The 26897-nt window shown below is 73.2% G+C and carries 27 protein-coding genes; 14 read left to right on the plus strand and 13 right to left on the minus strand.

Annotated features, from left to right (window positions below; all coding sequences use genetic code 11):
* Positions 1-29 precede the first annotated feature (29 nt).
* Positions 30-1088: a DEDDh family exonuclease gene (locus tag K7862_RS22385; RefSeq protein WP_222965308.1), complete on the minus strand. Its 1059-nt coding sequence runs from the start codon at positions 1086-1088 to the stop codon at positions 30-32.
* Positions 1089-1190: 102 nt separating this feature from the next.
* Here K7862_RS22385 and K7862_RS22390 point away from each other — a divergent pair, with 102 nt between their 5' ends.
* Genes K7862_RS22390 through K7862_RS22400 form a run of 3 tightly spaced genes read left to right on the plus strand, consistent with a single transcriptional unit; the run spans position 1191 to position 3994 of the window.
* On the plus strand, positions 1191-2174 hold the full coding sequence (locus K7862_RS22390; protein WP_222965310.1) for a sterol desaturase family protein: 984 nt from the start codon (positions 1191-1193) through the stop codon (positions 2172-2174).
* A complete protein-coding gene (locus K7862_RS22395) occupies positions 2171-2932 on the plus strand; it encodes a lysoplasmalogenase (protein ID WP_308012116.1) in 762 nt (253 codons plus the stop codon). The genes K7862_RS22390 and K7862_RS22395 overlap by 4 nt, the downstream gene beginning before the upstream one ends.
* Before the next feature lie 6 nt (positions 2933-2938).
* Positions 2939-3994 carry a zinc-dependent alcohol dehydrogenase family protein gene (locus K7862_RS22400; RefSeq protein WP_222965312.1) on the plus strand — a complete coding sequence of 352 codons (1056 nt, stop codon included), beginning with the start codon at positions 2939-2941 and terminating at the stop codon, positions 3992-3994.
* A 29-nt stretch (positions 3995-4023) separates the two neighbouring features.
* On the opposite strand, the gene K7862_RS22405 is transcribed toward K7862_RS22400, so the two are convergent.
* Positions 4024-4167: a hypothetical protein gene (locus K7862_RS22405; protein ID WP_222965314.1), complete on the minus strand. Its 144-nt coding sequence runs from the start codon at positions 4165-4167 to the stop codon at positions 4024-4026.
* 452 nt (positions 4168-4619) lie between these two features.
* Here K7862_RS22405 and moaA point away from each other — a divergent pair, with 452 nt between their 5' ends.
* On the plus strand, positions 4620-5609 hold the full coding sequence (moaA, locus tag K7862_RS22410) for a GTP 3',8-cyclase MoaA (protein WP_222965316.1): 990 nt from the start codon (positions 4620-4622) through the stop codon (positions 5607-5609).
* On the opposite strand, the gene K7862_RS22415 is transcribed toward moaA, so the two are convergent.
* From K7862_RS22415 to K7862_RS22435, 5 genes are all read right to left on the minus strand, one after another.
* The gene (locus K7862_RS22415) at positions 5592-5828 is read right to left on the minus strand and encodes a hypothetical protein (RefSeq protein WP_372461631.1); all 237 of its coding nucleotides are present in this window, start codon (positions 5826-5828) and stop codon (positions 5592-5594) included. The two genes, moaA and K7862_RS22415, sit on opposite strands and share 18 nt — an antisense overlap.
* Before the next feature lie 353 nt (positions 5829-6181).
* Positions 6182-6604 carry a DUF3099 domain-containing protein gene (locus K7862_RS22420; protein ID WP_222965320.1) on the minus strand — a complete coding sequence of 141 codons (423 nt, stop codon included), beginning with the start codon at positions 6602-6604 and terminating at the stop codon, positions 6182-6184.
* Between the two features lie 161 nt (positions 6605-6765).
* Positions 6766-7320 carry an RNA 2'-phosphotransferase gene (locus K7862_RS22425; RefSeq protein ID WP_222965322.1) on the minus strand — a complete coding sequence of 185 codons (555 nt, stop codon included), beginning with the start codon at positions 7318-7320 and terminating at the stop codon, positions 6766-6768.
* A 43-nt stretch (positions 7321-7363) separates the two neighbouring features.
* Positions 7364-8755, minus strand: a complete 1392-nt coding sequence (locus K7862_RS22430) for a metallopeptidase TldD-related protein (RefSeq protein WP_222965324.1) — start codon at positions 8753-8755, stop codon at positions 7364-7366.
* A complete protein-coding gene (locus K7862_RS22435) occupies positions 8752-10275 on the minus strand; it encodes a TldD/PmbA family protein (protein WP_222965326.1) in 1524 nt (507 codons plus the stop codon). The genes K7862_RS22430 and K7862_RS22435 overlap by 4 nt, the downstream gene beginning before the upstream one ends.
* A gap of 311 nt (positions 10276-10586) precedes the next feature.
* Between K7862_RS22435 and K7862_RS22440 the strand changes: the two genes are divergently transcribed.
* The 3 genes from K7862_RS22440 (at position 10587) to fabI (ending at position 13112) form a co-directional block, all read left to right on the plus strand.
* Complete coding sequence (locus tag K7862_RS22440; protein WP_222965328.1) at positions 10587-11477, plus strand: lytic polysaccharide monooxygenase auxiliary activity family 9 protein; 891 nt, start codon at positions 10587-10589, stop codon at positions 11475-11477.
* A 121-nt stretch (positions 11478-11598) separates the two neighbouring features.
* On the plus strand, positions 11599-12318 hold the full coding sequence (gene fabG / locus K7862_RS22445; protein ID WP_222965330.1) for a 3-oxoacyl-[acyl-carrier-protein] reductase: 720 nt from the start codon (positions 11599-11601) through the stop codon (positions 12316-12318).
* 5 nt (positions 12319-12323) lie between these two features.
* A complete protein-coding gene (fabI, locus tag K7862_RS22450; RefSeq protein WP_222965332.1) occupies positions 12324-13112 on the plus strand; it encodes an enoyl-ACP reductase FabI in 789 nt (262 codons plus the stop codon).
* Between the two features lie 64 nt (positions 13113-13176).
* Here fabI and K7862_RS22455 read toward each other — a convergent pair whose 3' ends face one another.
* Positions 13177-13854 carry a FadR/GntR family transcriptional regulator gene (locus K7862_RS22455; protein WP_222965334.1) on the minus strand — a complete coding sequence of 226 codons (678 nt, stop codon included), beginning with the start codon at positions 13852-13854 and terminating at the stop codon, positions 13177-13179.
* 23 nt (positions 13855-13877) lie between these two features.
* Here K7862_RS22455 and K7862_RS22460 point away from each other — a divergent pair, with 23 nt between their 5' ends.
* From K7862_RS22460 to K7862_RS22470, 4 genes are all read left to right on the plus strand, one after another.
* Positions 13878-15242: a CynX/NimT family MFS transporter gene (locus K7862_RS22460; RefSeq protein WP_372461629.1), complete on the plus strand. Its 1365-nt coding sequence runs from the start codon at positions 13878-13880 to the stop codon at positions 15240-15242.
* 42 nt (positions 15243-15284) lie between these two features.
* Positions 15285-15407: an SGM_5486 family transporter-associated protein gene (locus K7862_RS37740; protein ID WP_262413603.1), complete on the plus strand. Its 123-nt coding sequence runs from the start codon at positions 15285-15287 to the stop codon at positions 15405-15407.
* Positions 15408-15570: 163 nt separating this feature from the next.
* Positions 15571-15867 (plus strand): hypothetical protein, encoded by a 297-nt coding sequence (locus K7862_RS22465; protein WP_372461630.1) that lies wholly within the window; start codon positions 15571-15573, stop codon positions 15865-15867.
* Between the two features lie 64 nt (positions 15868-15931).
* Positions 15932-16450 carry a SixA phosphatase family protein gene (locus tag K7862_RS22470; protein ID WP_222965338.1) on the plus strand — a complete coding sequence of 173 codons (519 nt, stop codon included), beginning with the start codon at positions 15932-15934 and terminating at the stop codon, positions 16448-16450.
* Between the two features lie 97 nt (positions 16451-16547).
* Here the strand turns inward: K7862_RS22470 and serB are convergent, their stop codons facing one another.
* Positions 16548-17813, minus strand: coding sequence for a phosphoserine phosphatase SerB (gene serB / locus K7862_RS22475; RefSeq protein ID WP_222965382.1), 1266 nt, complete (start codon positions 17811-17813; stop codon positions 16548-16550).
* A 276-nt stretch (positions 17814-18089) separates the two neighbouring features.
* On the opposite strand from serB, the gene K7862_RS22480 reads away from it, so the two are divergent.
* Positions 18090-20765, plus strand: a complete 2676-nt coding sequence (locus K7862_RS22480; RefSeq protein WP_222965340.1) for an FHA domain-containing protein — start codon at positions 18090-18092, stop codon at positions 20763-20765.
* A gap of 175 nt (positions 20766-20940) precedes the next feature.
* Here the strand turns inward: K7862_RS22480 and K7862_RS22485 are convergent, their stop codons facing one another.
* The 3 genes from K7862_RS22485 to K7862_RS22495 form a co-directional block, all read right to left on the minus strand.
* Positions 20941-21771 (minus strand): transglycosylase SLT domain-containing protein, encoded by an 831-nt coding sequence (locus K7862_RS22485; RefSeq protein WP_222965342.1) that lies wholly within the window; start codon positions 21769-21771, stop codon positions 20941-20943.
* A 395-nt stretch (positions 21772-22166) separates the two neighbouring features.
* A complete protein-coding gene (locus tag K7862_RS22490) occupies positions 22167-23258 on the minus strand; it encodes an S-adenosylmethionine:tRNA ribosyltransferase-isomerase (RefSeq protein WP_222965344.1) in 1092 nt (363 codons plus the stop codon).
* A complete protein-coding gene (locus K7862_RS22495; RefSeq protein ID WP_222965347.1) occupies positions 23255-23959 on the minus strand; it encodes an SDR family NAD(P)-dependent oxidoreductase in 705 nt (234 codons plus the stop codon). The genes K7862_RS22490 and K7862_RS22495 overlap by 4 nt, the downstream gene beginning before the upstream one ends.
* Positions 23960-24183: 224 nt before the next feature.
* Between K7862_RS22495 and K7862_RS22500 the strand changes: the two genes are divergently transcribed.
* Positions 24184-25338: a GAF domain-containing sensor histidine kinase gene (locus K7862_RS22500; protein WP_222965349.1), complete on the plus strand. Its 1155-nt coding sequence runs from the start codon at positions 24184-24186 to the stop codon at positions 25336-25338.
* Positions 25331-25972: a response regulator gene (locus tag K7862_RS22505; RefSeq protein WP_222965350.1), complete on the plus strand. Its 642-nt coding sequence runs from the start codon at positions 25331-25333 to the stop codon at positions 25970-25972. The genes K7862_RS22500 and K7862_RS22505 overlap by 8 nt, the downstream gene beginning before the upstream one ends.
* A gap of 119 nt (positions 25973-26091) precedes the next feature.
* Here K7862_RS22505 and K7862_RS22510 read toward each other — a convergent pair whose 3' ends face one another.
* Complete coding sequence (locus K7862_RS22510; RefSeq protein WP_222965352.1) at positions 26092-26880, minus strand: Rv1486c family protein; 789 nt, start codon at positions 26878-26880, stop codon at positions 26092-26094.
* Positions 26881-26897: the final 17 nt, after the last annotated feature.

A 26897-nucleotide genomic window follows, 5' to 3' on the forward strand; every position in this document is an offset into this window, starting at 1 on the left:
CGCTTCCGGATCGGGGCGCCGGGGCGCCGTCAGCCGTGGACGTCCGGCGCGGGCCGCACGGCCTTGAGCAGCTCGGCGAACCGCCGCTCGTCGATCACCGGGGTGCCGACCTGCCGGGCCCTGACCGCCTTGGTGGTGGGGGAGTCCGGGTCGTTGGTGACCAGCACACTGGTCAGCCGGCTGACCGAGGACGCGACGTGCAGGCCCGCCTCCGTCGCCCGGTCCTCCAGCAGTTCGCGGTCGGTGCCGGTGTCCCCGGTGAACGCCACCCGCATGCCCTGCACCAGCGGCCCGTCCGGCTCCAGCCGGCCCGGGTTGGGATACGGGCACGACGGGCGCTTCCTGGCCGGCCGCCAGGTCTGGTGGCCCGATCCGTACAGCCGGCCGTACCGCGGGGCCGGCACCGGCGCGGGACCGTCCACCCACTCGGTGAGCGGACGGCACACGTGCAGCGGCAGCGGCAGTTCCGCGGCCGCCGCCAGATGCAGGCTGGGCCGGAAGGTCTCGGCCAGCACCCGGGCGTCGTCCAGGGCGTGGTGGGCCCGGCGCTGCTCCACGCCGTAGTGGGCGGCCAGCGACGCCAGCTTGTGGTTGGCCAGCGGGAGCCCCAGCTCCTTGGACAGCACGATCGTGCACAGCCGGTGCTCCACCGGCGCGGCGGACCGCGCGCGGGCGTACTCGCGGGCCAGCATCGACCAGTCGAAGACCGCGTTGTGGGCCACCAGCACGCGTCCCGCGAGGCGTTCGGCGAGCGCGTCGGCGATCTCCGGGAACAGCGGGGCGTCGTCGAGCATCGCGCTCGTCAGCCCGTGGATCCACACCGGACCCGGGTCGCGCTGCGGGTTCACCGGCGAGTACCAGTGGTCCTGGACGGTGCCGTGCGCGTCGAGCTGGTAGACCGCGGCGGACACGATGCGGTCGTCCCGGCCGAGCCCGGTGGTCTCCACGTCGACCACCGCGTAGCCCTCGGGGTACCCCTGCGGCCACGCGGCGGGCCCGGCCGCTCCGGGCACGGGAGCGCCCGCCCTCGGGAGCGGCCCGCCGCCCAAAGCGGGGGGAGGCTCGGTCTGTTCGTCCAGCATGGTCATCGAGGATAGGGGCCGCCGCCGACAGGCGATCATCGGCTCCTCGGAATACCAGTCGGTAACAACGTCTAGCGGGCGCCGCTCGGCTGCCCTTATGGTGCGCTCATGCCGCAACTGCCCGATGTCGTGCTGTGGTCGATACCCGCGTTCGTCCTGCTCACCGTCGTGGAGATGGTGAGCTACCGGATTCACCCCGACGAGGACGCCGCGGGGTACGCCGGCAGGGACACGGCGACGAGCCTGTCGATGGGGCTCGGCAGCCTGGTCACCGACGCCCTGTGGAAGATCCCGGTCGTGGCGATCTACTCGGGGGTGTACGCGCTCACGCCGCTGCGCGTTCCGCTGCACTGGTGGACGGTCCTGCTCATGCTGCTCGCGCAGGACTTCTTCTACTACTGGTCGCACCGCGGCCACCATGTGATCCGCATCCTGTGGGCCTGCCACGTCGTGCACCACTCCAGCCGCAACTTCAACCTGTCGACGGCGCTGCGCCAGCCCTGGACGAGCCTGACCTCGTGGCCGTTCTACCTGCCGCTGATCGCCCTCGGCGTGCACCCCGCGGCCCTGGCCTTCTGTTCCTCGGTCAACCTCGTCTACCAGTTCTGGATCCACACCGAGCGGGTCGACAAGCTGGCGCGGCCACTGGAGTTCGTGCTCAACACCCCCTCGCACCACCGGGTCCACCACGCCTCGCAGGGGGGCTACCTGGACCGCAACTTCGGCGGGATCCTCATCCTCTGGGACCGCCTCTTCGGCTCGTTCACGGCCGAGACCGAGCGGCCGGTGTACGGCCTGACGAAGAACATCACCACGTACAACCCGCTGCGGGTGGCCACCCACGAGTACGCCGCGATCGCCCGGGACGTGGCGGCGGCCGACGGGTGGGGGGACAAGGCGCGGCACCTCGTGCTGGGACCCGGGTGGCGGCCCGAGGCGGTTCCGGCGACAGCCGCGGCCTCGGCGGCGGGAGTCGCGGACGCGGGTGCTCCGGAAGCGGCCGGCGCCGGTGCCGCGGGAGCGGCCGATCCCGCGGGCGCGGCGGCCGGTGTGCAGGACGGCGGGTCCCTCGCCCGCGGGTCCGCGGCGTGACCCGTACCGACCCGGGGACGGCGACCGGGGTGGCCGGTGCGCCCGGCGCCGCTCGGGCCGTTCGCGCGCTCTGGGTGTTCTGGGCCCTCGTCGTGCTGCACCTGGTCGCGATCGGGGCCGGGATCGACCCGCTGCGCCTGGCCACCAAGCCGCTGCTCGTCCCCGCGCTGGCGGCCTGCGCCGCCGCCCGCGGCGGCCCGCGACTGCTGCTCGGAGCCCTCGCCTGCGGCTGGGCGGGCGACGTGCTGCTGGAGATCGGCGGCACCGTCGCGTTCCTGCTGGGCATGGGCTGCTTCGCCGCCGGACACGTCTGCTACCTGCGGCTGTTCGCCGCCCGCGGCGCCCTCCGCGGCGCCCGCGCCCGGTGCGCGGTGTACGCGGTGGTGTGGGCGGTGCTCGTCGTCCTGCTGTGGCCCGGCCTGGACGCCGGCCTGCGGGTCCCGGTGGCCGTCTACAGCCTGCTGCTCACGGCGATGGCCGCCGGCGCCTTCGGCCTCGGCCGGACCGGCGCGGCCGGCGGTCTGCTGTTCCTGCTCTCGGACGGGATGATCGCCGCGGGCCTGGCGGACTGGCCGCGACCGCCCGCCCACGACCTGTGGATCATGCTCACCTACGCGGTCGCGCAGTTCTGCCTGGTCCGCGCGGTGCAGACGCCCGCGGAGCCGGGGGTGCCGGGGAACGCGGAGCGGGACGCCGCCGCGTACGGTGGGAACGCGCCGGCCGACCGGCCGCGCACCCCGCCCCTCACCACGGAGTGACCCTTCATGCGTGCCACCGTCATCCAGGCCCCCCACGACATCCGGGTGGAGGAGGTGCCGGACCCGGTGATCCGGCGGCCCGGCGACGCGGTGGTCCGGGTGGTCCGGGCCTGCATCTGCGGCAGCGACCTGTGGGCGTACCGCGGGGAGTCGGCGCGCAGGCCCGGGCAGCGGATCGGGCACGAGTTCCTGGGCGTGGTCGAGGAGACCGGCGCCGAGGTGACCGGGCTGCGGGCCGGTGACCTGGTCGTCGCCCCCTTCGTGTGGTCCGACGGCGTCTGCGGCTACTGCGCCGACGGCCTGACCACCTCCTGCGTCAACGGCGGCTTCTGGGGCTCGATCGGCGACGACGGCCCGTCCGACGGCGGCCAGGGCGAGGCGGTGCGGGTGCCGTACGCCGACACCACCCTGGTCAGGCTGCCTGCCGAGGCGCTCTCCGACGACCACCTGCTGACCGGCCTGCTGGCGCTCTCCGACGTACTAGGCACCGGACACCACGCCGCGGTCGGCGCGGGCGTGCGGCCCGGCAGCACCGTGGCCGTGGTCGGCGACGGCGCGGTGGGCCTGTGCGGTGTGCTGGCCGCGCGCCGGCTGGGCGCCGAGCGGATCATCGCCCTCGGCCGCCACGAGGTGCGCACCGACATCGCCCGGACCTTCGGGGCCACCGACGTGGTCGCGGCCCGGGGCGAGGAGGCGGTCGCCGCGGTACGCGAACTCACCGGCGGCCAGGGCGCGCACGCCGTCATCGAGGCGGTCGGCACCGAGCAGTCGATGCGCACCGCCGTCGGCATCACCCGCGACGGCGGCGCGATCGGCTACGTCGGCGTCCCGCACGGCAGCGGCACCGGGCTCGACCTCGGCGACATGTTCGACCGCAACATCGCCCTGCGCGGCGGTGTCGCCCCCGTCCGCAGCTACATCGGCGAACTGCTCCCCGGCGTGCTCGACGGCAGCGTGGACCCCGCGCCGGTCTTCGACCTGACGGTCGGACTGGACGGCGTGCCGGACGGCTACCGGGCGATGGACGAGCGCACCGCGCTCAAGGTACTGGTCAGGCCCTGACGCCCGATCACCCGCGCGGCAGCGGCGGTTCAGCCGTCCCCGCGGGCGGCCCGCAGGGCGGAGACGCTCAGCAGCGGGACGTCGACCCGGTCGCCGGTCCATTCCGGCGGCCGGGGCCGCCGCGGGCTGCCCGGCGGAGGAGCGGGCAGAGCCACCGCGTGCGGCAGCGCCACAGTCCCGAAGGGCCTGCGGCCCGGCCCTCCCGGCCCGCCGCCCGGCGGTTCGGAGGGCGGGGGAGGGGCGGAGGGCGGCGGCTGGGACGGCGGCGGAGTGGCGGTCACGGCGGGACCCCGATCGGGCGGGCACGGGCTGACACCCGTTCAACGACCGGGGGCGCGCGGAGGCACTTCCCGGTGGTGGCCGGGGCCGCCACCCGCCCCTGAGTGGGCGGCCCCTGCCACCACCGAGCTCCCGTGATTTCAACAAACTGTTGCGCGGCGCCCGTCTTCGCGTACGCTGCGGCGGGCATCCCCGACCCGGATCCACCGGGATCCGCCCGGTGCTGCCGGCGTCCACCACGATCCGCCCGGATCAGTCGGCAGGGCCGGAACACCGGTCACCCGTTTAGGGTGGAACGAAGGGGAGAGACGACGCGGTGCCCTCGGGCACCGGAGGGAGGCGGACCGTGCTCATCGACACCTATGGCCGTGTGGCAACCGACCTGCGCGTCTCCCTCACCGACCGGTGCAACCTGCGGTGCACCTACTGCATGCCCGAGGAGGGCCTGCAGTGGCTGGCCAAGCCCGATCTGCTGACCGACGACGAGATCGTCCGGATGGTGCGGATCGCGGTCACCGAGCTCGGCGTGAAGGACGTGCGCTTCACCGGCGGGGAACCGCTGATCCGGCCCGGCCTGGTCGGCATCGTCGAGCGGTGCGCCGCCCTGGAACCGCGGCCGAAGCTCTCCCTGACCACCAACGGCCTCGGCCTGCAGCGCACCGCGCAGGCGCTGCGTGCGGCGGGCCTGGACCGGGTCAACGTCTCCCTGGACACGCTGCGGCCGGAGGTCTTCCGCACGCTGACCCGGCGCGACCGCCATCACGACGTCATCGCCGGCCTCGACGCCGCGCGGGCCGCCGGACTCGACCCGATCAAGGTCAACACCGTGCTGATGCGCGGGACCAACGACGACGAGGCGCCCGAACTGCTGCAGTGGGCCCTCGACCACTCCTACGAACTGCGGTTCATCGAGCAGATGCCGCTGGACGCCCAGCACGGCTGGCAGCGCGACGGCATGGTCACCGCCGACGAGATCCTCACCGCCCTGCGGAGCCGGTTCGACCTGGCGCCGGAGGGGGAGACGGTGCGCGGCTCGGCGCCCGCGGAGCGCTGGCTGGTGAACGGCGGCCCGGGACGGGTCGGCGTGATCGCCTCCGTCACCCGGCCGTTCTGCCGGGCCTGCGACCGGACCCGGCTGACCGCCGACGGCCAGGTGCGCAACTGCCTGTTCGCGCGCGAGGAGTCCGACCTGCGGACCGCGCTGCGCTCGGACGCGGGCGACGCGGAGATCGCCGAGCTGTGGAAGGCCGCGATGTGGGGGAAGAAGGCCGGATCCGGTCTCGACGACCCGGCTTTCCTGCAGCCCGAGCGCCCGATGTCAGCGATCGGCGGCTGACTCCCGCTCCTGCCACTCCGGCAGTGTCACCACGTCCTTGAGGAAGCCGCGCATCCCCAGGAACGAGGACAGATGCTCGCGGTGCTCGTCGCACGCCAGCCAGGTCTTGCGGCGCTCGGGGGTGTGCAGCTTGGGGTTGTTCCACGCCAGGACCCACACCGCGGGGGCACGGCAGTCCTTGGCGGAGCAGATCGGCGTCTCGTCGTCCGGGGCGTTCACGTCGTTCACGAGGCCCAGTAAACAACGCCCGGCCGGTCACCCCGAAGGCGGACGGCCCCGGCGGAACCCGGGCGGCCCGGTCGGCCGCGGCGGACCGAGGCAGACATGGCGACGCCGGGCAGCCACGGGGGGAGCCGCCCGGCGTCGGTCCGTCGCTCCGACGGGGGATGCGGAGCGCTTACGCAGTATGTCACGCGCGTACCCCGCCGTGGAGAGGTATCTCCATGATTGATCTGAGCTTTTCTTGAGGTTCGAGGCGGTCCTCGGAACGGCGGTCGGCGGGTCCGTCAGAGGCCCGCTGCGGCACCGTCACCGGCCTGGTCACCGGCCCGGCGCGGGCGGGACAAGGCCCGTCAGGCGGAGCGTTCCGGCTCCGGCTGGTCGGCGTCCGGACGTCCCGATTCCGGCTCCCCGCCGCGTTCCGCCTCCGGCTGTCCGGCCGCCTGGCCGCGCCGCTCGCCCGACATCTCCACCCGGGAGGCCTCCAGCGCCGGCCGGACCGGCGGCGGGATGACGACGGTCGGCATCGCCGGAGGTGTGTTCTCCCGGCCGGCGTTCGCGACGACCACCGCCACATAGGGGAGGACCGCGCCCAGCACGAGCGTCGCCCAGGCCAGGGGCCGCTCCACGTTCCACAGCACCACGGTGAGGATCACCGACACGGTCCTGATGGACATGGAGATGATGTAGCGGCGCTGCCGTCCCCGGACGTCCTCGGTGAGGCCGGTCCGTGCCCCGGTGATCCGGTAGATCCCCGGCTCGTCCTGCTTACGCATTCCGCCCACCGCCTGCTCGATTGCCGGACCCGCCGATCGCCGGTCACAGCATCCCGGCCCGGCTCCCTACCAACGGTACGCCGGACCCCGGCCGCGGAGCAGAGCGGGGTGAGCCATCGGCGGGGCAGCGGATCCGGGGATCGACCGGACGGCCGGGGACGCTACCGCGGCAGCGTTCGCAGCCACCCGGGCGGAACGCCGTCGGTGAGCCACACGCCGTTGGCGCTGACCCGGAAGACGTGGCCCGCGGCGACCAGACCGGCGGCGTCCACCTCCAGCACCACCGGCCGGCCGTGCCGTGAGCCCACCCGCACGGCCGTCTCGGCGTCGGCCGACAGATGCACGTCCTGCCGGGACATCGGCCGCAGCCCCTCCCGCAGGATCAGCGGGAGCGTGGCGGCGGCCGTGCCGTGGTAGAGCACGCCCGGCGGCTCGGCGGGGACCAGGCCCAGGTCGACCTCGACGGAGTGACCCTGGCTGGCCCTGATCCGCCGGCCGTCCTCGGAGAAGGCGAACCGCTTCTTGTCGTTCGTCGCGACGACGTGGTCCAGGTCGGCGCGGGTGAGGCGGCGCCCCGCACGGCCGCACGCCGCCATCAGCTCGTCGACGTCGGCCCAGCCGCCCTCGTCGAGTGTGATGCCGATCTTGTCCGGCTGGTGCCGCAGCACCATGGACAGGAACCGCGACATCCGCACGGTGCGCTTCTCGTCGAGCATGCCCCCCACTTCCCGGGCCCGCGCGGGCCCCTCGTCCGCTCGGTCAGACCCCCTGGCTGACCGAGCTCATGTTGAAGTCGGGGACGCGCAGCGGCGGCGCCGCGGCCCGCGTGAACCAGTCGCTCCACTCCCGCGGCAGCGTCCGCTCGGTCCGGCCCGCCTCCACGGCCCGGCCCAGCACGTCCACCGGTGACTCGTTGAACCGGAAGTTGTTCACCGCCCCGGTGACCTCGCCGTTCTCCACCAGGTAGACGCCGTCCCGGGTGAGCCCGGTGAGCAGCAGCGTCGCCGGGTCGACCTCGCGGATGTACCACAGGCAGGTCAGCAGCAGGCCGCGCTCGGTGTCCGCGACCATGTCCGCCAGGGACCGCTCACCTCCGCCGTCCAGCACCAGGTTGTCACCGGACGGGGCGACCGGCACCCCGGTCAGAGCCGCGGTGTAGCGGCTGCTGGCGAGCTGCTGGAGGGTGCCCTCGCGGATCCACTCCACCGGGCCGACCGGCAGGCCGTTGTCGAACACCGAGGAGTCGTCGCCCGAGGTGTGGGCGATCACGAACGGCGCGCACTCCAGGCCGGGTTCCGCCGGGTCGCTGCGCAGGGTCAGCGGCAGGGGCGTCAGCTTCTCCCCGATCCGCGTCCCGCCGCCCGGCTTGCTGAAGACGGTGCGGCCCTCGGCCGCGTCCCGCGCGCCGGACGACCACAGCTGGTAGATCAGCAGGTCCGCCACGGCGGACGGCGGCAGCAGCGTCTCGTAGCGCCCGGCCGGCAGGTCCACGCGGCGCTCGGCCCAGCCGAGCTGCCGGGCCAGGTCGCCCTCCATGGCCAGCGGGTCGACGTCGGTGAAGTCCCGGGTGGACGCCCCGGCCCATGCCGAACGGGTCCGGTCGGTGGACTTGGCGTTCAGCTCCAGGGTGCCGGTGGGCTGGTCGTGGCGCAGCCGCAGGCCCGTGGAGGTGCCCAGGTACGTCGAGGTCACCGCGTGGTAGGCGAAGCCGTACAGCTCGCGGCCGCCGGCCCGGGCGGTGGCGAACGCCTCACCGAGGGCGGGCGCGAACGCGGCGAACACCTCGGAGGAGGTCTCGGCCGGCGCCTCGGTGAAGGACGCCGCCGGTGCGGCCCCGCCCACCAGCGGCTGGGCGTCCTCGGCGGGCCCGGCGTCGCGCGCCGCGGCCTCGGCCGCCCGGACCAGGGGTTCGAGGTCGTCGGCGGTGACCGCGCTGCGGGAGACCACGCCGGAGGCGGTGCCCTGGGCGCCGTCCACCGTGGCGATCACGGTCAGGGTGCGGCCGCGGGTGACGCCGTTGGTCGTCAGGGCGTTGCCCGCCCAGCGCAGGTTGGCACTGGACTCCTCGTCGGCCAGGACCACGCAGCCGTCCGCCCGGGAGAGCTCCAGGGCCCGCTCGACGATCTCGTGCGGCTTCGTCCGGCTCGTCATCGTCCCGCCTCCTGCGTGGTGTTGAGAATGCTGACGCCCCGGAACAGGGCCGAGGGGCAGCCGTGGCTGACGGCCGCGACCTGGCCCGGCTGGGCCTTGCCGCAGTTGAAGGCGCCGCCCAGCACATAGGTCTCGGGGCCGCCGACGGCCTCCATGGAGCCCCAGAAGTCCGTGGTCGTGGCCTGGTAGGCCACGTCCTTGAGCTGTCCGGCCAGCCGGCCGTTCTCGATGCGGAAGAACCGCTGCCCGGTGAACTGGAAGTTGTAGCGCTGCATGTCGATCGACCAGGACCGGTCGCCGACCACGTAGATGCCGCGCTCGACTCCGCCGATCAGGCCCTCGGTGCCGGGGCCCGCGGGGTCGGGCCGCAGCGAGACGTTGGCCATGCGCTGCACCGGGACGTGCCCGGGGGAGTCGGCGAACGCGCAGCCGTTGGACCGCTCGAAGCCGGTGAGCCGGGCGATGCGCCGGTCCAGCTGGTACCCGGTCAGCACGCCGTCCCTGACCAGGTCCCAGGACTGCGCGGCCACGCCCTCGTCGTCGAACCCGACGGTCGCCAGGCCGTGTTCAGCGGTGCGGTCGCCGGTGACGTTCATCAGCGGGGAGCCGTACTTCAGGGTGCCGAGCTGGTCGAAGGTCGCGAAGGAGGTGCCGGCGTAGGCCGCCTCGTAGCCCAGCGCGCGGTCCAGTTCTGTGGCGTGGCCGATGGACTCGTGGATCGTCAGCCACAGGTTCGAGGGGTCGACCACCAGGTCGTACGCGCCCGCCTCCACCGACGGCGCCCGCATCTTCTCCGCCAGCAGCTCCGGGATCCCGGCCAGTTCGGCGTCCCAGTCCCAGCCGGTGCCGGTGAGGTACTCCCAGCCGCGGCCCACGGGCGGCGCCAGGGTGCGCATCGAGTCGAACTCGCCGGACTCGGGGTCGACGGCGACGGCGGTGAGCGAGGTGTGCAGCCGTACCCGCTGCTGGGTGGTCGTGGTGCCGGCGCTGTCGGCGTAGAACTTGTTCTCCTGGACGGTCATCAGCGCGGCGTCCGCGTGCGAGACGCCCTGTGCGGCGAGCAGCCGGCTGCTCCACTCCGCCAGCAGCGCGGTCTTCTCGGCGTCCGGCACGTCGAACGGGTTCACCTCATAGGAGGAGACCCAGGTGCGGTCGGCGTGCACCGGCTCGTCGGCCAGTTCCACCCGCTCGTCGGACCCGGCGGCCGCGATCACCTTGGCGCTGAGCTTCGCCATCGCCACCGCCTGCGAGGCGACCTTGGCGGCGGCGTCCATCGTCAGGTCCACGCCGGACGCGAACCCCCAGGCCCCGCCGTGCACCACGCGGACCGCGAAGCCGAGGTCGGTGGTGTCCGAACTCCCCGCCACGCGTGCGTCCCGCAGCCGCCAGTCGGCGCTGCGCACCCGCTCCAGCCGGAAGTCCGCGTGCTCGGCGCCCAGCGCCCGGGCGCGGGCCAGCGCGGCATCGGCGAGTGCCCTCAACGGCAACGCCAGGAACGACTGATCGACCTCATGAGGCACGACTGACTCCCCTTCGCTCTGCGTCCTCGCAGTGAATCACGACCAGGTGCCGCCGGGCGCGAGGATTCCCGCGGGCCTGTGGACAACCGCCGCCCGCTCACCGGCCTGTGGACGACACGCCTCCCGCCCGCGCCTGGGTCCGCGCCTGGGCCCGGACGGCCGTGCGGGCGGGCGTTCCTGAGCCCGCGTCACCTCTTGAGTTTGGTCTGGACCAATCCCTATGCTCATGACAACCGCCCTCCCGACAGCACGTGCAACCGCCCTCTCTTGTCCGCAGAGCAGCATCTCCCGCACGACAAGGAGCCCCCCACATGTCCGCACGTCGCACCACCGCCGCGCTCGGCGCCATCGGCGCCGCGGCCCTGGCCGTCACCGGCCTCACCCCCGGCTCGGCCAGCGCCCACGGCGCGCTGAACACCCCCGTCAGCCGGATCGCCGCCTGCTACGCGGAAGGCCCCGAGCACCCGCAGTCGCAGGTCTGCAAGGACCTCGTGGCCGACAGCGGCACCCAGCCGCTGTACGACTGGAACGAGGTCAACATCGCCGACGCCAACGGCCAGAGCCGCCAGATCATCCCGGACGGCCACCTGTGCTCGGCCAACCGCGACAAGTACCGCGCCCTGGACTGGGCCAGGACCGACTGGCCCGCGACGCCCGTGGCCGCCGGCCAGACCGGCGTCAGCTTCCGGGTCACCGCCCCGCACCGCGGCACCATGACGCTGTACATCACCAAGCAGGGCTACGACCCGACCAAGCCGCTGAAGTGGTCCGACCTGGACGACACCCCGATCGCGGTCTACAGCACGGTCGCCTCGGCGCCCAGCGGCTTCTACACCTTCACCGCGACCCTGCCGGCCAGGACGGGCCGGCAGTTGATCTACCAGGTGTGGCAGCGCACCGACAGCCCGGAGGCGTTCTACGGCTGCGCGGATGTCGTCTTCGGCCAGTCGGGCGCGGCGGCGCGGGCCGCCGCGCCCCAGGCGCCCACCGAGGCGCAGATCCTCGCCGGCGAGTCGAAGTCCACCGTCAGCCACCACGGCCACGGCGGTACCGAGACCATCGCGACCAGCGACGCCGCCGCCGGCCGGCCCGCCACCGCGACCCTCGAGGCCGCCCTGTCCGGCAGCGCGGTGCTGGCCTCGGGGGCCCTCGGGCTGCTGTTCTGGAGCCGCCGCAGGGCTGCCGTGCGAGCCCGGGACTGACGCGGCGGCTGTAGGAAACCCACAGGGACCCGCTGGTCAGCCTGTCGAGGCCGATTCCCCGTAAAGGTGCCGGGACCGATAGTTTTCCTATCGTCCAGACGTCTACAGGGAGGGTGATCCGTTGAGCCGCTCGGTTCTCGTCACCGGAGGAAACCGGGGCATCGGCCTCGCCATCGCCCACGTGTTCGCCGACGCGGGCGACAAGGTCGCCATCACCTACCGGTCGGGTGAGCCCCCGGCCGACCTCGTCTCGCGCGGCGTCCTCGCCGTGCGCTGCGACATCACCGACGCCGAGCAGGTCGAGCAGGCGTACAAGGAGATCGAGGCGGCGCACGGCAACGTCGAGGTCCTCGTCGCCAACGCCGGCGTCACCCGCGACCAGCTCCTGATGCGGATGTCGGAGGAGGACTTCACGTCCGTCCTGGAGACCAACCTCACCGGCACCTTCCGCGTGGTCAAGCGCGCGAACCGCGGCATGCTGCGGGCCAAGAAGGGCCGCGTCGTGCTGATCTCCTCCGTCGTCGGACTGCTGGGCTCGGCCGGCCAGGCCAACTACGCCGCCTCCAAGGCCGGCCTGGTGGGCTTCGCCCGCTCCCTGGCCCGCGAACTGGGCTCGCGCAACATCACCTTCAACGTCGTCGCCCCCGGATTCGTGGACACCGACATGACCCGGGCGCTCACCGACGAGCAGCGTGCGGGCATCGTCGCCCAGGTGCCGCTCGGCCGTTACGCCCAGCCGGAGGAGATCGCCGCCACCGTGCGCTTCCTCGCCTCCGACGACGCTTCGTACATCACTGGTGCCGTCATCCCCGTTGACGGCGGATTGGGCATGGGTCACTGATCACCATGAGCGGAATCCTCGACGGCAAGCGCGTCCTGATCACCGGCGTGCTGATGGAGTCCTCCATCGCCTTCCACACCGCCAAGCTGGCCCAGGAGCAGGGTGCGGAGATCATCCTCACCGCCTTCCCGCGGCCGACCCTGACCCAGCGCATCGCCAAGAAGCTGCCCAAGCCGGTCAAGGTCGTCGAGCTGGACGTCACCAACGCCGAGCACCTGGACGGCCTCGCCGAGATCGTGCGCGAGGAGCTCGGCGGCCTCGACGGCGTGGTCCACTCCATCGGCTTCGCCCCGCAGGACGCGCTCGGCGGCAACTTCCTGAACACGCCGTTCGAGTCCGTGGCCACCGCGATGCACGTCTCCGCGTACTCGCTGAAGTCGCTGACCATGGCGTGCCTTCCGCTGATGACGTCGCCCGACGCGACGGGCGACTCCGGCGGTTCGGTCGTCGGACTGACCTTCGACGCGCAGTACGCCTGGCCGCAGTACGACTGGATGGGCCCGGCGAAGGCCGCGCTGGAGGCCACCTCCCGCTACCTGGCGCGCGACCTGGGCAAGCAGAACATCCGCTGCAACCTCGTCTCCGCGGGCCCGATCGGCTCGATGGCCGCCAAGTCGATCCCGGGCTTCACCGAGCTGGCCGACGTCTGGAACCACCGCTCGCCGCTGGAGTGGGACCTGTCCGACCCGGAGCCGGCCGGCCGCGGTGTGGTCGCCCTGCTCTCCGACTGGTTCCCCAAGACCACCGGCGAGATCGTGCACGTCGACGGCGGTCTGCACGCGATCGGCGCCTGAGCCGGCGCCTGCCCGGGGACCCGGGTTTCCCGGGTAAGGGGCGTCCCACCTCGTGGGGCGCCCCTTACGCGTTGCTGAAGCGGCAGAAGAAGGCGTGCTCGCGGGCCTCGGCTGCGGCGGCGTCCGCGTCGCCCGCGTGGATCGCGGCCACCAGCCGGGCGTGGTCGAGGTGGTCCTCGGGACGCAGCTCGCCGCCTATGTCGGCCCGCAGGTAGTCGCGCAGCACCTCGCCCAGGTCCGCGTACAGCGTGGTGAGCACCGAGTTGTGCGAGGCGGCCACCACCGCCAGGTGCAGTGTCGCGTCGGCCTGCACGAACGCCTCGGTGTCGCCGGACTCCCAGGCGTGCTCGCGCCGTTCCAGCAGGGTGTCCAGCTGCGCCAGGTCCGCCGCCGTGCGGCGCTGCGCCGCCAGCGACGCCGCCGTCGCCTCCAGCGAGCCGCGCAGCTCCGCGACGTGCAGCGGCTCGGCGTCCGCGAAGCGCCGCTGCATCACACCGGCCAGCTCGCTGGTGGCCACCACATAGGTGCCCGAGCCCTGCCGGATGTCCAGCAGACCGTTGTGGGCGAGCGCCCGCACCGCCTCGCGCACGGTGTTGCGGGCCACGCCGAGCCGTTCGACCAGCTCCGGCTCGGTGGGGATGCGGGTGCCCACCGGCCAGGCGCCCGAGGCGATCTCGGCCCGCAGGCGGGCGATCACCCGGTCGGCGAGCGTCGCGGACCGGGGCAGGGGTTCGAGATTCATCCCATCATTCTATGATGGTCGGTATGCGTGACGACGAAGCCCTCACCCTCGACCCGGAAGCCACCCGGCCCGCCGCCTCCTCACCTCCCTCCGGCCGGGCAGCGGAAACCGCCGGCCCGGAGCCGTCGGGGACCGCCGCTCCCCAGGCGGCTGTCGCCCCCTGGGTGCGGCGCCTCGTCGTCGTCGCGCTCGTCCTGGCCGCGGTCAACCTGCGGCCGGCCATCACGAGCCTGGGCGCGCTGCTCAAGGAGGTGCGCGACGGACTCGGCATGAGCGGCACCACGGCCGGGCTGCTCACCTCAGTCCCCGCCGCCTGCTTCGCCCTGTTCGGCTTCGCCGCGCCGCGGCTGGCCCGCCGCCACGGCCCGGGAGCCGTGGTGCTGGCCGGCATGGTGGCGATCACCGCGGGTCTCCTGCTGCGCCCGCTCGCCGGGACCACCCCGGTCTTCCTGGCGGCCAGCGCCCTGGCCCTCGCGGGCATCGCCGTCTCCAACGTGCTGATGCCGGTGATCGTCAAGCGCTACTTCCCCGACCGGGTGGGCACCGTCACGGGCGTCTACTCGATGGCCCTGTCCCTGGGCACCGCCGTGGCCGCCGCCGTCACCGTGCCGCTGACCGACGCCATGGGCGGGAGCTGGCGGCTGGGGCTGGGCGTGTGGGCGATCCTCGCGGCGGTCGCCGTCATCCCCTGGCTGCCGCTGGCCCGCGACCGCTCGGCGACGCCGGTCCACCGGGTCCGCCGGCCCCAGCCCGCCGCCGGGGAGCAGGGCGGTGACCAGGCCGCCGACCGGCAGGACAGCGGCGAGCACGGCAGCATCGTCCGCAGCCGCACCGCCTGGATGCTCGCCTGCTTCTTCGGCCTCCAGGGCACTGCCGCCTACGTCACCATGGGCTGGATGCCGCAGATCTTCCGGGACGCCGGGATCTCCGCGGACAAGGCGGGCGTCCTGCTCGCCGTCACCATGGTGATGGGCGTGCCGCTGTCCTTCGTGCTGCCGCCGCTCGCCGCGCGGATGCGCTCCCAGGGGCCGATCGTCGTGGTGCTCGGCGCCTTCCAGATCGCCGGTTTCGCGGGGCTGTGGGCCGCCCCCGCGGCCGCCCCCTGGATCTGGGCGCTGCTGCTCGGCGTCGCCAACTGCGCGTTCCCGCTGGTGCTGACGATGATCGGGATGCGCTCGCGGACCGGCGGCGGTGTGGTGCGGCTGTCGGCGTTCGCACAGAGCACCGGCTATCTGATCTCCATCCCCGGCCCGATCCTGGTCGGTACCCTCAACCAGGTCAGCGGCGGCTGGGGCGTGCCCGTCGCGCTGATGCTCGCGCTCGTCGTCCCCCAGGTCGTGTGCGGCGTCCTGGCCGGGCGGAACCGGCACATCGAGGACGAACTGTGACCCCGGTGCCGAACGCCCCGCGTCCGGTGCGACACTGAGCGCATGCCCGTACTCGAACCGAATCCTCCGCAGCCCCAGCGGCGCCTGCTGATCATCTTCGGCCTGATGATGGGGGTGCCCGCCATCGTCGCGGTCGTCGCCACCATCGCGGCCCGGATGGGCTGAGCACCCGCGACGCCCCTCGCCGGAACCCCGGCGACCGCCTCACCCTGGCCGGCGACCCCGAAGCCGGGGTGGGGACAACCCCACCATCCCTAGGGGGTCAGGGTCAGGGTCAAGTAGGTGGACGACCGGATGGGAGCGGCCGGCGCGCCCCCGTAGCGTCGAAGTGCACTCAGAGATACGGCACTTCGACGGTTCCCCGGAGGCGGTCACCGTGACCACGCAGTCCCCGCACCTGTTCACCCGGCAGCAGCCGGCCAGGACCGGCACGCGGCAGCAGAACGCCGTGCAGACCCGGCTGCCGTGGTGGGCGGTGGCCCTGCCCGCGATCGCCTTCGCGACACTGCTGGCCCTCATCGCCGGCGGCCCCGCGTCCGCCGACGCCTCGGGCGCCGCACCCGGTGCGGACACCTTCGGCCGCATCGCCGCAGCGATCGGCGGCCTCCTCCACCACCTGCTGTGACGGTTGTCCACAGCCCTTCGGCCATCCCGCGCCTGACCGCCGGTTTTCTGGAAAGCTGAGGGGCATGACCGTCGATTCGCCCCGCACCATCGTTCTGCTCCGCCACGCCAAGGCCGACTGGCCCGAGGTCCCGGACCACGAGCGGCCGCTGGCCGACCGCGGCCGGCTGGACGCCCCGGCCGTGGGCCGCCGTTTCGTCGACGACGGCATCAGCCCCGAGCTCGCCCTGTGCTCCACCTCCACCCGCACCCGTGAGACCTGGAAACTCGCCGCGCACGAGATGACGCACCGGCCCAGGACGGTCTACGAGGAGCGGCTGTACGACGCCACGCTCGGCGATCTGCTGGCACTGGTCGGCGAGACGTCCGACGAGGTGTCCTCGCTTCTGCTGGTCGGCCACAACCCCGGCATGCACGCCCTCGCCGACGCCCTGGCCGGTTCGGCCGAGGGCGACACCCTCGCCCGGATGACCCGCGGCTTTCCCACGGCGGCGTTCGCCGTGCTGACCTTCGACGGCTCGTGGAAGTCCGTCGAGCACGGCGTCGCCCGGCTCACCGCGTTCTGGGCGCCGCACGAGGCCTGACGCGCGCCGCCGTCCGGCTCGGAGCCGCCCGGTTCAGGTCTCATCCGGTTCAGATCCCACCCGGCTCAGGGCGTGCCCCGGCCGGGTCGCGCCCGGCTCAGGCGCCGGTCGGCACGCCGTCCAGCGCGTCCGCCGCCTCGACCTCCTCGCGGGTGATCCCCAGCAGGTAGAGCACGGTGTCCAGGAACGGCACGTTCACCGCGGTGTCCGCGGCCTGGCGTACCAGCGGCTTGGCGTTGAAGGCCACCCCGAGCCCGGCGGCGTTGAGCATGTCCAGGTCGTTGGCGCCGTCGCCGACCGCCACGGTCTGGCTGAGCGGCACCCCGGCCTGCGCGGCGAACTCGCGCAGCAGCCGGGCCTTGCCTGCCCGGTCCACGATCGGCCCGGTCACCCGCCCGGTCAGCCGCCCGTCGGCGACCTCCAGGGTGTTGGCGGCGGCGAAGTCCAGGCCGAGCCGCTCCTTGAGGTCGTCGGTCACCTGCGTGAATCCGCCGGAGACCACGCCCACCTGGTAGCCGAGGCGCTTGAGGGTGCGGATCAGGGTGCGGGCGCCCGGGGTCAGCCGCACCTCGGCGCGCACCTTGTCGACGACGGAGACGTCGAGACCCTTCAGCAGGGCCACCCGGGCGTGCAGCGACTGCTCGAAGTCCAGCTCGCCGCGCATCGCCGCAGCCGTCACCTCGGCGACCTCGTCCTCGCAGCCCGCGTGGGCCGCGAACAGCTCGATGACCTCGTCCTGGATGACCGTGGAGTCGACGTCCATCACCACCAGCCGCTGCGCCCGGCGCTGCAGCCCGGCCGGCACCACCGCCACGTCCACGCCGCGGGCCGCGGCCTGCGGCGCCAGCGCCGAGCGCAGCACCGCGGGCTCGGCGCCCGAAACCGCGAACTCCACCGCCGTCACCGGGTACTTGGCGAGCCGGAAGATCCGGTCGATGTTGCCGCCGGCCCCGGTGATCAGTGCCGCTATGGCCGCCGTGGACTCCGCGGTGAGCGGCTGGCCGAGGACGGTCACATGCGAACGGCCCTCACCGCGCGGGCGGTTGTCGCCGCGGCCGGAGATGATCTCGGCCTGCAGCTTCATGCTCTCGGCCCAGCCGTGCACGGTCGCCCGCAGGTCGCCCTCGGCGCCGCGGGCCGGGGCGGTCACCAGCGCGCAGAGCACGATCCGGCCCCGCGTGACGACCTGCTCGATGTCGATCACGTCCACCGTGTACGCGGCGAGCGTGTCGAACAGGCCGGCGGTGATGCCGGGCCGGTCCTTGCCGAAGATCTTGACCAGAAGGGTGGGCACGTCGGCCGGCGGTACGGCTCCGGGCTCGTCACCGGGGCGGAGGGGCCGGCTCTGCGAGGCGTCGTCCATGTCCATGGTTCTCCCACGTTAACCGGCCGGGGCGTCCGGGCGGTCATCCGTCCCGCGTGCCGGACACCCCAGGTCACGGGCATTTCCGGTAACCGCGGCCAATTCCCGCGTACCGCCGGGGAGTCCGGCCGGGCGGGTGTGACGGCGCTGTCGCGCACCGGACACGGAACCCGCACACGAGGGGGCTTTCTGTTACGAGACCGGGGCCTGCAATAGTTCCTCCCGATGTTCGCTATCCCTAGACTCCCCGCAGGGGGACTACACGGGGGACAACCAATGGGGCATGGGGTGCCTGAACTCGTACTCGAATTGAACGGAAAGACCTGGACGCTCGACGCGTCCCGCTCGTACAGCCTGGGACGTGACCCGCAGGGCGATCTTGTTCTCGAAGACGCCCGGGTCTCGTGGCGGCACGCCACCATCCGCCGCGGCGACCGCAGTTGGGTCTTCGAGGATCTCGGCAGCACCAACGGCACCTATGTGCAGGGACAGCGGGTCCAGCAGACCGAGGTCGGCCCGGGGTCGGTGATCCACCTCGGCAACGCCACGGACGGCCCGCGGCTCCTCTTCACCGCCACGCAGGCGGCGACACCGGCTCAGGCCGCACCGGCTCAGCAGGCCGCACCGGTCGCGCAGCCGCACCAGCAGCAGCCGGCCTACGCCCCGGCGCAGGGGCAGCCCGCCCAGGCTCCGGCCCAGCAGCCGCACGCGTACGCGGCTCCGCCGCAGGCCGTACCGCAACAGCAGGCGGTACCGCAGCAGCAGGGCGCCGGCGGGTGGGGAGCGCCGCCCGCGCAGGCCGTACCGCAGCAGCAGCCCGGCTGGGGCGGCCCGCAGGCACCGCACGGCATGCCCCCGGTCCCGCAGCAGCAGCAGCAGATGCAGCCGCAGATGCAGCAGCCGCCGCCGCAGCAGCCCGGCGGCGCACCCGGCTACAGCGACCGCAGCCCGACGACTTTCCACCAGCTCTCGCTGGGCCGCGTGATGAAGATCGGCCGCGCCCTGGAGAACGAGCTGGTCGTCTCCGACCTGCAGGTCTCCCGGTACCACGCCGAGTTCCGCGCGCACCCCGACGGCCGCTACGAGATCGTCGACCTCGGCAGCCACAACGGCACGTACGTCAACGGCCAGCCGATCCAGCGCCACCTGCTCGGCCCGAACGACATCGTCGGCGTCGGCCACTCCACGTTCCGGCTGGTCGGGGACCGGCTGGAGGAGTTCGTCGACAACGGCGCCGTCTCCTTCTCCGCCCGCCGTCTGTCGGTGCAGGTGCCGCAGGGCAAGGCCACGAAGACGATCCTCAAGGACGTCTCCTTCGGGGTGCCCGAGAAGTCGCTGATCGGCGTCATCGGCCCGTCCGGCTCCGGCAAGTCCACGCTGCTGCGCGCGCTGACCGGCTACCGGCCGGCCGACCAGGGCGAGGTGCTGTACGACAACCGCAACCTGTACAAGCAGTTCGCCGAGCTCCGGCAGCGCATCGGCCTGGTCCCGCAGGACGACATCCTGCACAAGGAACTCCAGGTCAGGACGGCCCTGCGGTACGCCGCCAAGCTCCGCTTCCCCGGCGACACCGCGCCCGCCGAGCGCGAGGCGCGGATCGACGAGGTGCTGCGCGAGCTCAAGCTGGACATCCACGCCGACAAGCGGATCACCTCGCTCTCCGGTGGTCAGCGCAAGCGGGTGTCGGTGGCGCTCGAGCTGCTCACCAAGCCGTCGCTGATCTTCCTCGACGAGCCCACCTCCGGCCTGGACCCGGGCATGGACCGCGACGTCATGAAGCTGCTGCGCGGCCTCGCCGACGACGGCCGGACGGTGCTGGTCGTCACCCACTCGGTGGCCGAACTGGCGCTCTGCGACAAGCTGCTGGTCATGGCGCCCGGCGGTTCCGTGGCCTACTTCGGGCCGCCGGACGAGGCGCTGGCCTTCTTCGGCTACGAGACCTGGGCCGACGTGTTCTCGGCGTTCGAGAACTACCGGGACTACGACTGGTCCGGTCGCTGGCGCGGCTCGCAGCACTACCAGACGTACGCGGCCGAGCTGGACTCCGTCGCCCCGCAGCAGGCGCACTACATACCGCAGCAGGCGGCCCGCCCGACCAAGCCGCAGAGCTGGGGCTCACAGCTGTGGACGCTGGTCCGCCGCTATCTGTCGGTGATCATCTCCGACAAGGGCTTCATCGGCCTGATGGTGGTGCTGCCCGCCGTGCTGGGCGTGGTCAGCGTGCTGATCCCGGCCGACAGCGGCCTCGGTCCCGGTCCGCTGCGCGCCCACCTCCAGAACAAGGACGCGGGCACCATCCTGATGATCCTCGCGGTGGGCGCCTGCTTCGCCGGCGCGGCCAACTCCGTCCGCGAGCTGATCAAGGAACGGGTGATCTACGAGCGCGAACGCGCGGTCGGCCTGTCCCGCTCCGCCTACCTGATGTCCAAGATCATCGTGCTGGGGCTGATCACCGCCCTGCAGGGCGCCATCATCTGCGGCATCGGCTTCGCGCCGCGCACGATGCCCACCGAGGGCGTCGTGCTCAAGGCCCATCCGGGCATCGAGATGGCGCTGGTGATCATGGCCTTCGGCTTCACCTCGATGATGGTCGGGCTGATCATCTCCGCGCTGGTGAAGACCGCGGAGAAGACCATGCCGCTGCTGGTCATGTTCGCCATCGTGCAGATCGTCTTCACCGGCGTACTCTTCCAGCTCTACGGGAAGCCCGGCGTGGAGCAGCTGTCGTGGCTGATGCCGGCCCGCTGGGCGGTGGCCGGCGCGGGCGTCACCGCGAACCTCAACGTGCTGCTGCCGTGGGACCCGACGCACAAGTCGGTGGACACGCTGTGGAAGCACACCGCCGGCACCTGGACGCTGGACATCGGCGTGCTGCTGCTGATCGGCGTGCTCTGCGCGTTCGTCGTCGCGCGCCTGCTGCGCCGGCACGAGCCGGAGGTCATGCGCAAGTAGCCGTGACCCTGCCCCGGAAGGGGCCGGGAAAGCGGAAATCCGCACGCGCAAAGGGCGGTGGGACATGGTGTCCCGCCGCCCTTTTGCATGGGTGACGCGCGTGCTGACGCGTGCGGTGAATTCCGTGCCGATCAGTGGCCGATCAGTGGCCGCTCAGTGGCAGATGGGTGGCCGATCAGTAGGCGGAGTTCACGTTGTCCATCGAACCGTACACGTGGTACGCGTAGTTGCACGCGGCGGTGATGTTCGCGACCGGGTCGTAGATGTTCCACGAGGTTCCGGCGACGTGGTACGCCTGGAAGGTCGGGTCGATCACCTGGAGCAGGCCCTTGGACGGAATGCCCTTGGCGGCGTTCGAGTCCCACAGGTTGATGGCGTTCGGGTTGCCGCTCGACTCACGGATGATGTTGCGGTAGATGCCGTTGTAGCTGCCGGGGATGTGGTCGGCGGCCATGATGTCGAGCGAGTGCTTGATCCAGCCGTCCAGGTCGTTGGTGTAGGTCTTGACCGGGGCGGGGGTGGTGGCGGCCACCGGGACCACCTTGAGCGTCGCGCGCTGCGTGGAGCGGTTGGCGGCGGCCCTCTCGGCGGCGCGCTTGACCGCGGCCTGGTGGGCGGCCCGCTTGGCGGCGGCCTCGGCGGCGGCCCGGCGCTCGGCGGTCTTCCTGGCGGCCTCGGCGGCAGCGGCCTTCTTCTTGGCCAGCGCCTCGGCGGCGGCCTTCTTGGCGGCGGCGTCGGCAGCGGCCTTCTTCTGAGCGGCGGCCTGGTCCGACAGCGCCTTCTGGGAGGCGGAGTCGGTCTTCGGGGCGGACGACGTCTTCGTCTGGTCGGCGGTGGCGACCTTGTAGCCGGTGGGGTCACCAACGGCCGCAGCGGACGAAGACCCTCCGGTCGCCTGCAGACCGGTCACTGCGAGAACGACAGCGGTCGCGGCGGCGGCGCCGGCCGCCGTGATCTTGTGCTTCTTCGACAGTCGGCCGATCTTGGGGATCTGGGGGAGCTGCATTGCTGGTTACCTCTTCCGGTTCGGGACCTGAGAATTTTTAGGTGGTCCCAAATCGGGGGTCAACGAGCATTTCTACGAATGACATTCGTAGATGGACGGGAACGCCGGAGGGCGATTTCCCGGGGAATCCCGCCGGTCAGCGCGCCGAGGCCGGGCACGGATATTCCACTAAGCGGCTTAGTATGTGACCCACGCCCTATAGGTGAGGTCACACGGCGGCACCCCCGCTATCGCGCATGGTGACGACGGGGGTGCCGGAGGTGACGCTTTTTCAGAGGCTTCTGAACGCAAGGGAAGAGGGGAAAAGTACGGGGAAAGCGGTGGGAAAGCCGGGAATCGGACATTGTGCGCAGTTCGTGCACTTCCTTCGGTTCCCGCTCAAGTCCCCTCTTATGTCAGGGAAGCAGCAGGTTGACGTCCCCGAACTCGTGCCAGAGGTACCGCTCCCGCAGGGCTTCGGCGTAGACGCCCCGCAGCAGCGCGTCCCCGGAGACCGCACGCAGCATCAGCAGGTGGGAGGCCTCCGGTTCGTGGAGCCCCGTCAGCAGTCCGTCCACCACGCGTACCCCGCGCTCCGGGGTCACAACCAGCTCCGTCCACCCATGTGACGGGCGCACCACGCCCCGCCGGTCGGCTGCCGACTCCAGGGCGCGGACCGCCGTGGTGCCGACGGCGACCACCCGGCCGCCCGCCGCGCGGGCCGCGTTCACCTGCCAGGCCGTGGCCGCGGGCACGGTGTACGGCTCCGCGTACGGCGGCTCGTGCGCCTCGGCGGACGCCACACCGGTGTGCAGCACGATCGGCGCGACCTGCACCCCCCTGCTGACCAGCTCCGTGACCAGCGCGGAGGTGAAGGGGCGCGCGGCGCTCGGCATCTCCGCCGACCCCGCACCGTCGGGCGCGGCCGTGGAGAACACCGTCTGGTACGCCGACAGCGGCTGGTCGCGCTCGGTGTAGGAGTAGCGGATGGGCCGGCCGTGGCGGTGCAGATAGCGGGGGAGGCCGTGCACGGACGGCGCGGCCACCCAGAGCCGGTCACCCGAGGCGTCCAGCGGCGTCTCCAGCCGCAGGTCCGCGCCGCCGCGCAGCCGGATCACCGCGCCCGCGGGACCGCCCGCCCGGCGCACGGTGGAGCCCCGGCCGTCGGGAGTGCGCACCTCCACCACCCAGCGGCCGTCGTCGCGGCGGGTGGAGAAGTGCACCACCACGTCCTCGCCCGGCAGCCGCCCGTCGACCGCCGCCGGCAGCGTCCGCGAGGTGTTGACCACCAGGACGTCACCGGCCCGCAGCAGCCGCGGCAGCTCACGGAAGCCGTGGTGCGTCACCGCGCCGCCGCTCCGCCGGCCCACCAGCAGCCGGACCGCGTCGCGCCGCGGCGCCGGGACCCGGGCCACCAGCTCCGGCGGCAGGCGCAGATCACCGAGGCCCGCGGAGTCCACCCGCGCGGCCTGCTCGTCGCACGTCTCGCACGTGATCACCGCGGTCATCGCGCCTCCAGCAGGTCGGGCGCCACGTAGCGGCCGCTCGCGGCCTTCTCGTCGAGCAGCCGCAGGAAGGCCGGCACGACCTCCTCGGGCAGCGGCCGCGCGGCGAAGTCGGCGTCGTCCGGGACCGCCGCCGCGTACAGGCCGGTCCGCAGGTCGCCCGGGTCCACCCACCACACCCGCACATCCGGCTCCTCCTCGGCCAGCACCGCCGACAGATGGTCCAGGGCCGCCTTGCTGGCTCCGTACCCTCCCCACGTGGGGTACGGCTCCACCGCGGCGTCCGAGCTGACGTTGACCACCGCGCCCGCGGCCGCCCGCAGCGCCGGCAGCACCGCGCGCACCAGGGCCAGAGGCGCCGTGACGTTGGTCTCCAGCGCCTCGCGCAGACCTTCGTCGGTCAGCTCGGCGAGCGGCACCAGCGGCTCGGCGCCCAGCGCGCTGGCGTTGTTCACCAGCAGGTCCACCCCGCCGAGCGCGCCGGCCGCCGCGGCCAGCTCCGCCCGGTGTCCGGGGTCGGTGACGTCCCCGGGACGTCCCTCGACACGCGCCGACGGCGCCCCGCGTTCCAGCTCCGCGACGGCCGCCCGCAGCGCGTCCGCGTTCCGCCCGTCGAGCACGAGGTCCCAGCCGCGGCCCGCCAGGCCCTCCGCCAGCGCCCGCCCCAGCCCCCGCGACGCGCCCGTGATGATCGCCACCGGCATGATCCGCCTCCTTGTCACGGCCTCACGGCCTCACATCCCGGTGCCCGGCACCGTCGCCGGGCCACCTGGCCTCACCGTAGGAACGCGGCACGCCCCGGCGCCTCGGGCGGCCGCACCAGGTCGCGCGGGCACTTGGGCCTAGGCCCCCGACTAGGTCCGACGGACGAGGACGGTCCGTCCGACGCCGCATACGTGCGGTGACCTGCCGCCGGTACGGTGGGGGTATGGCCCCCCGGACGCCGAGAGGCGGAATCGAAGCGGTCAGCGCCGCGGTCCTGGCGATGAACCGCCGGCTGGAGGTGCGCGAGGTGCTCCAGACCATCGTCGCCTCCGCCCGTGAGCTGCTCGGCGCCGAGTACTCCGCTCTCGGCGTGCCCGACGACCACGGAGGCTTCGCCCAGTTCGTGGTGGACGGCGTCAGCGACGCGCAGTGGAAGGCCATCGGGCCGCTGCCCCGCCAGCACGGCGTGCTGGCCGCCATGCTCCACGAGGGCACCCCGCAGCGCCTGGCCGACGTGCGCGACTTCGACAGCTTCGCCGGCTGGCCGCGCGCCCACCCGGTGATGAAGGACTTCATCGGCATGCCGATCGCCGACGGCGACGAGATCCTCGGCGCCGTCTTCCTGGCCAACAAGCAGTGCCGCACCCGGCCCCCCGACGGCGTCTGCGGCTTCACCCAGGACGACGAGGACCTGCTGCGGATCCTCGCCGACCACGCCGCGATCGCCCTGACCAACGCCCGCCTGCACGAACGCAGCCGGGAGCTGACGCTCGCGGGGGAGCGGGCCCGCATCGCGCACGAGCTGCACGACGCGGTCTCGCAGAAGCTCTTCTCGCTGCGGCTGACCGCGCAGGCCGCCGCCGCCCTGGTCGACGGCCACCCGGACCGCGCCAAGGAGGAGATACGGCACGTCGCCGCGCTCGCCGCGGAGGCCGCCGACGAACTGCGGGCGGTGGTGGTGGAGCTGCGGCCCGCCGCGCTGGACGAGGACGGCCTGGTCGCCACCCTGCGCACCCAGGCCGAGGTGCTGGACCGGGTGCACAGCGCCGGGGTCAGCTTCCACGCCTTCACGGTGCGCGCCCTGCCCGCCGCCCAGGAGGAGGCGTTGCTGCGGGTCGCCCAGGAGGCACTGCACAACGCTCTGCGGCACGCGCACGCCGCGACCGTCAGCGTCACCCTCGAAGGACAGGGCAAGGGCGCACGGCTGCGGGTCCGCGACGACGGCCGCGGCTTCGACCCCACGGCCGTCCGGCGCGCGGGCCGGCACCTGGGCCTGGTCTCGATGCGGGACCGCGCCGACGGCGTCGGCGGCCGGCTGAGTGTGGAATCGGAGCCCGGGAAGGGCACCGTCATCGAGATGGAGGTGCCCGGTGGCTGACAACGTCATCCGCGTCCTGCTGGTCGACGACCACCAGGTGGTGCGTCGCGGCCTGCGCACGTTCCTCGAGGTCCAGGGCGACATCGAGGTCGTCGGCGAGGCGGGCGACGGCGCCGAGGGCGTCGAGCGCGCCCAGGAACTGCGGCCCGACGTCATCCTCATGGACGTGAAGATGCCCGGCACCGACGGCATAGAGGCGCTGCAGCTGCTGCGCGACGCCGGCAACCAGGCGCGCGTGCTGATCGTGACGAGCTTCACCGAGCAGCGCACCGTCGTCCCCGCGCTGCGGGCCGGCGCCGCCGGATACGTCTACAAGGACGTCGACCCGGTCGCCCTCGCCGACGCCATCCGCTCGGTGCACGCCGGACACGTCCTGCTCCAGCCCGAGGTCGCGGGCGCGCTGCTCTCCCAGGACCACGGATCACCCGGCAGCGGCCGGGCGGGCACGCTGACCGACCGGGAGCGCGAGGTGCTGGGCCTGATCGCGGACGGCCGGTCCAACCGGGAGATCGCACGGAGCCTGGTGCTGTCCGAGAAGACGGTGAAGACGCACGTCTCCAACATCCTGATGAAGCTGGACCTGGCCGACCGCACCCAGGCCGCCCTGTGGGCGGTCCGCAACGGCGTCCACTGACCCGGCCGCTCGCGCGATCCCGGGCCCGGGCCGCCCCGGGCCCGGCAGGTCCGGCTCTCCGGGAGGCCCGGCTCTCCCGGAAGGGCGGGCTCCTTCAGGGAGTCCCGTTGCGGGTGCCGTCAGGGCCGGCCCTTCTCCCGCTCCTCGACATACGCGTTGTACGCGGCCACCTGCGCGCGCCGCGCGGTCCGCTCCACCGGCCGCAGCAGCTCCGAGCGCGCCGCGATCTGCGAGGCGCTGACCGCCGCGCCGTGCCCGTCGGCGGCGATGGCCACCAGCGCGGCCACCCGCTGGGCGAGCTCCAGGACCCGCACCGCGCGCGGCGGATACCCGGGGGCCAGCACCTCGCGGCCCCGGTCGGCCCGCGCACGGTACGCCTCCAGCGCGGCCTGCGCCGCGGGGCCCGCACCGGCCACGTCCAGGCTCGCCAGCGCCTCCGTCGCGTCCCGCAGCGCCTCGGCGAGCTCGCGCTCGGCCTCGCCCAGCGAGGGCACGTCGGCCGGCGGGGCGTCCCGCACCGGCAGGCACTGCCACTCGACGTCCACATGGAGATCGCCCGCCGGCCCGGCCTCGTGCACGTCCGGCACCAGGCCCAGGGCCACGGCCCCCACGGTGACGACCGCCTCACCGGCCGCCATCGCCCGCGCGTTGAACTCCGGCGGCCCGCTCAGCCCCAGCGGGTGCCCGGCCACCGGCAGCGCCAGCCGCAGGCCCGTCACACCCAGCGCCCGCAGGCGGCCGAGGCCCAGCGTGAGACCGACCGGGGCGTGCTCGCCGGGCAGTCCGGCGATGCGGTGGACGGCGTCCTCCGCCGTGATCCGCCCGGCGACGTCATCCGGTGCGGCAAGTCCGGCAAGCAGGGCATTTCCCCAGGCCGTCAGCCGACCTGAGCGAGGTTCATCAAGCATGCCCCCAGCCTATGGAC

This window comes from Actinacidiphila acidipaludis (genome assembly GCF_019890725.1).
Lineage (GTDB): Bacteria > Actinomycetota > Actinomycetes > Streptomycetales > Streptomycetaceae > Actinacidiphila > Actinacidiphila acidipaludis.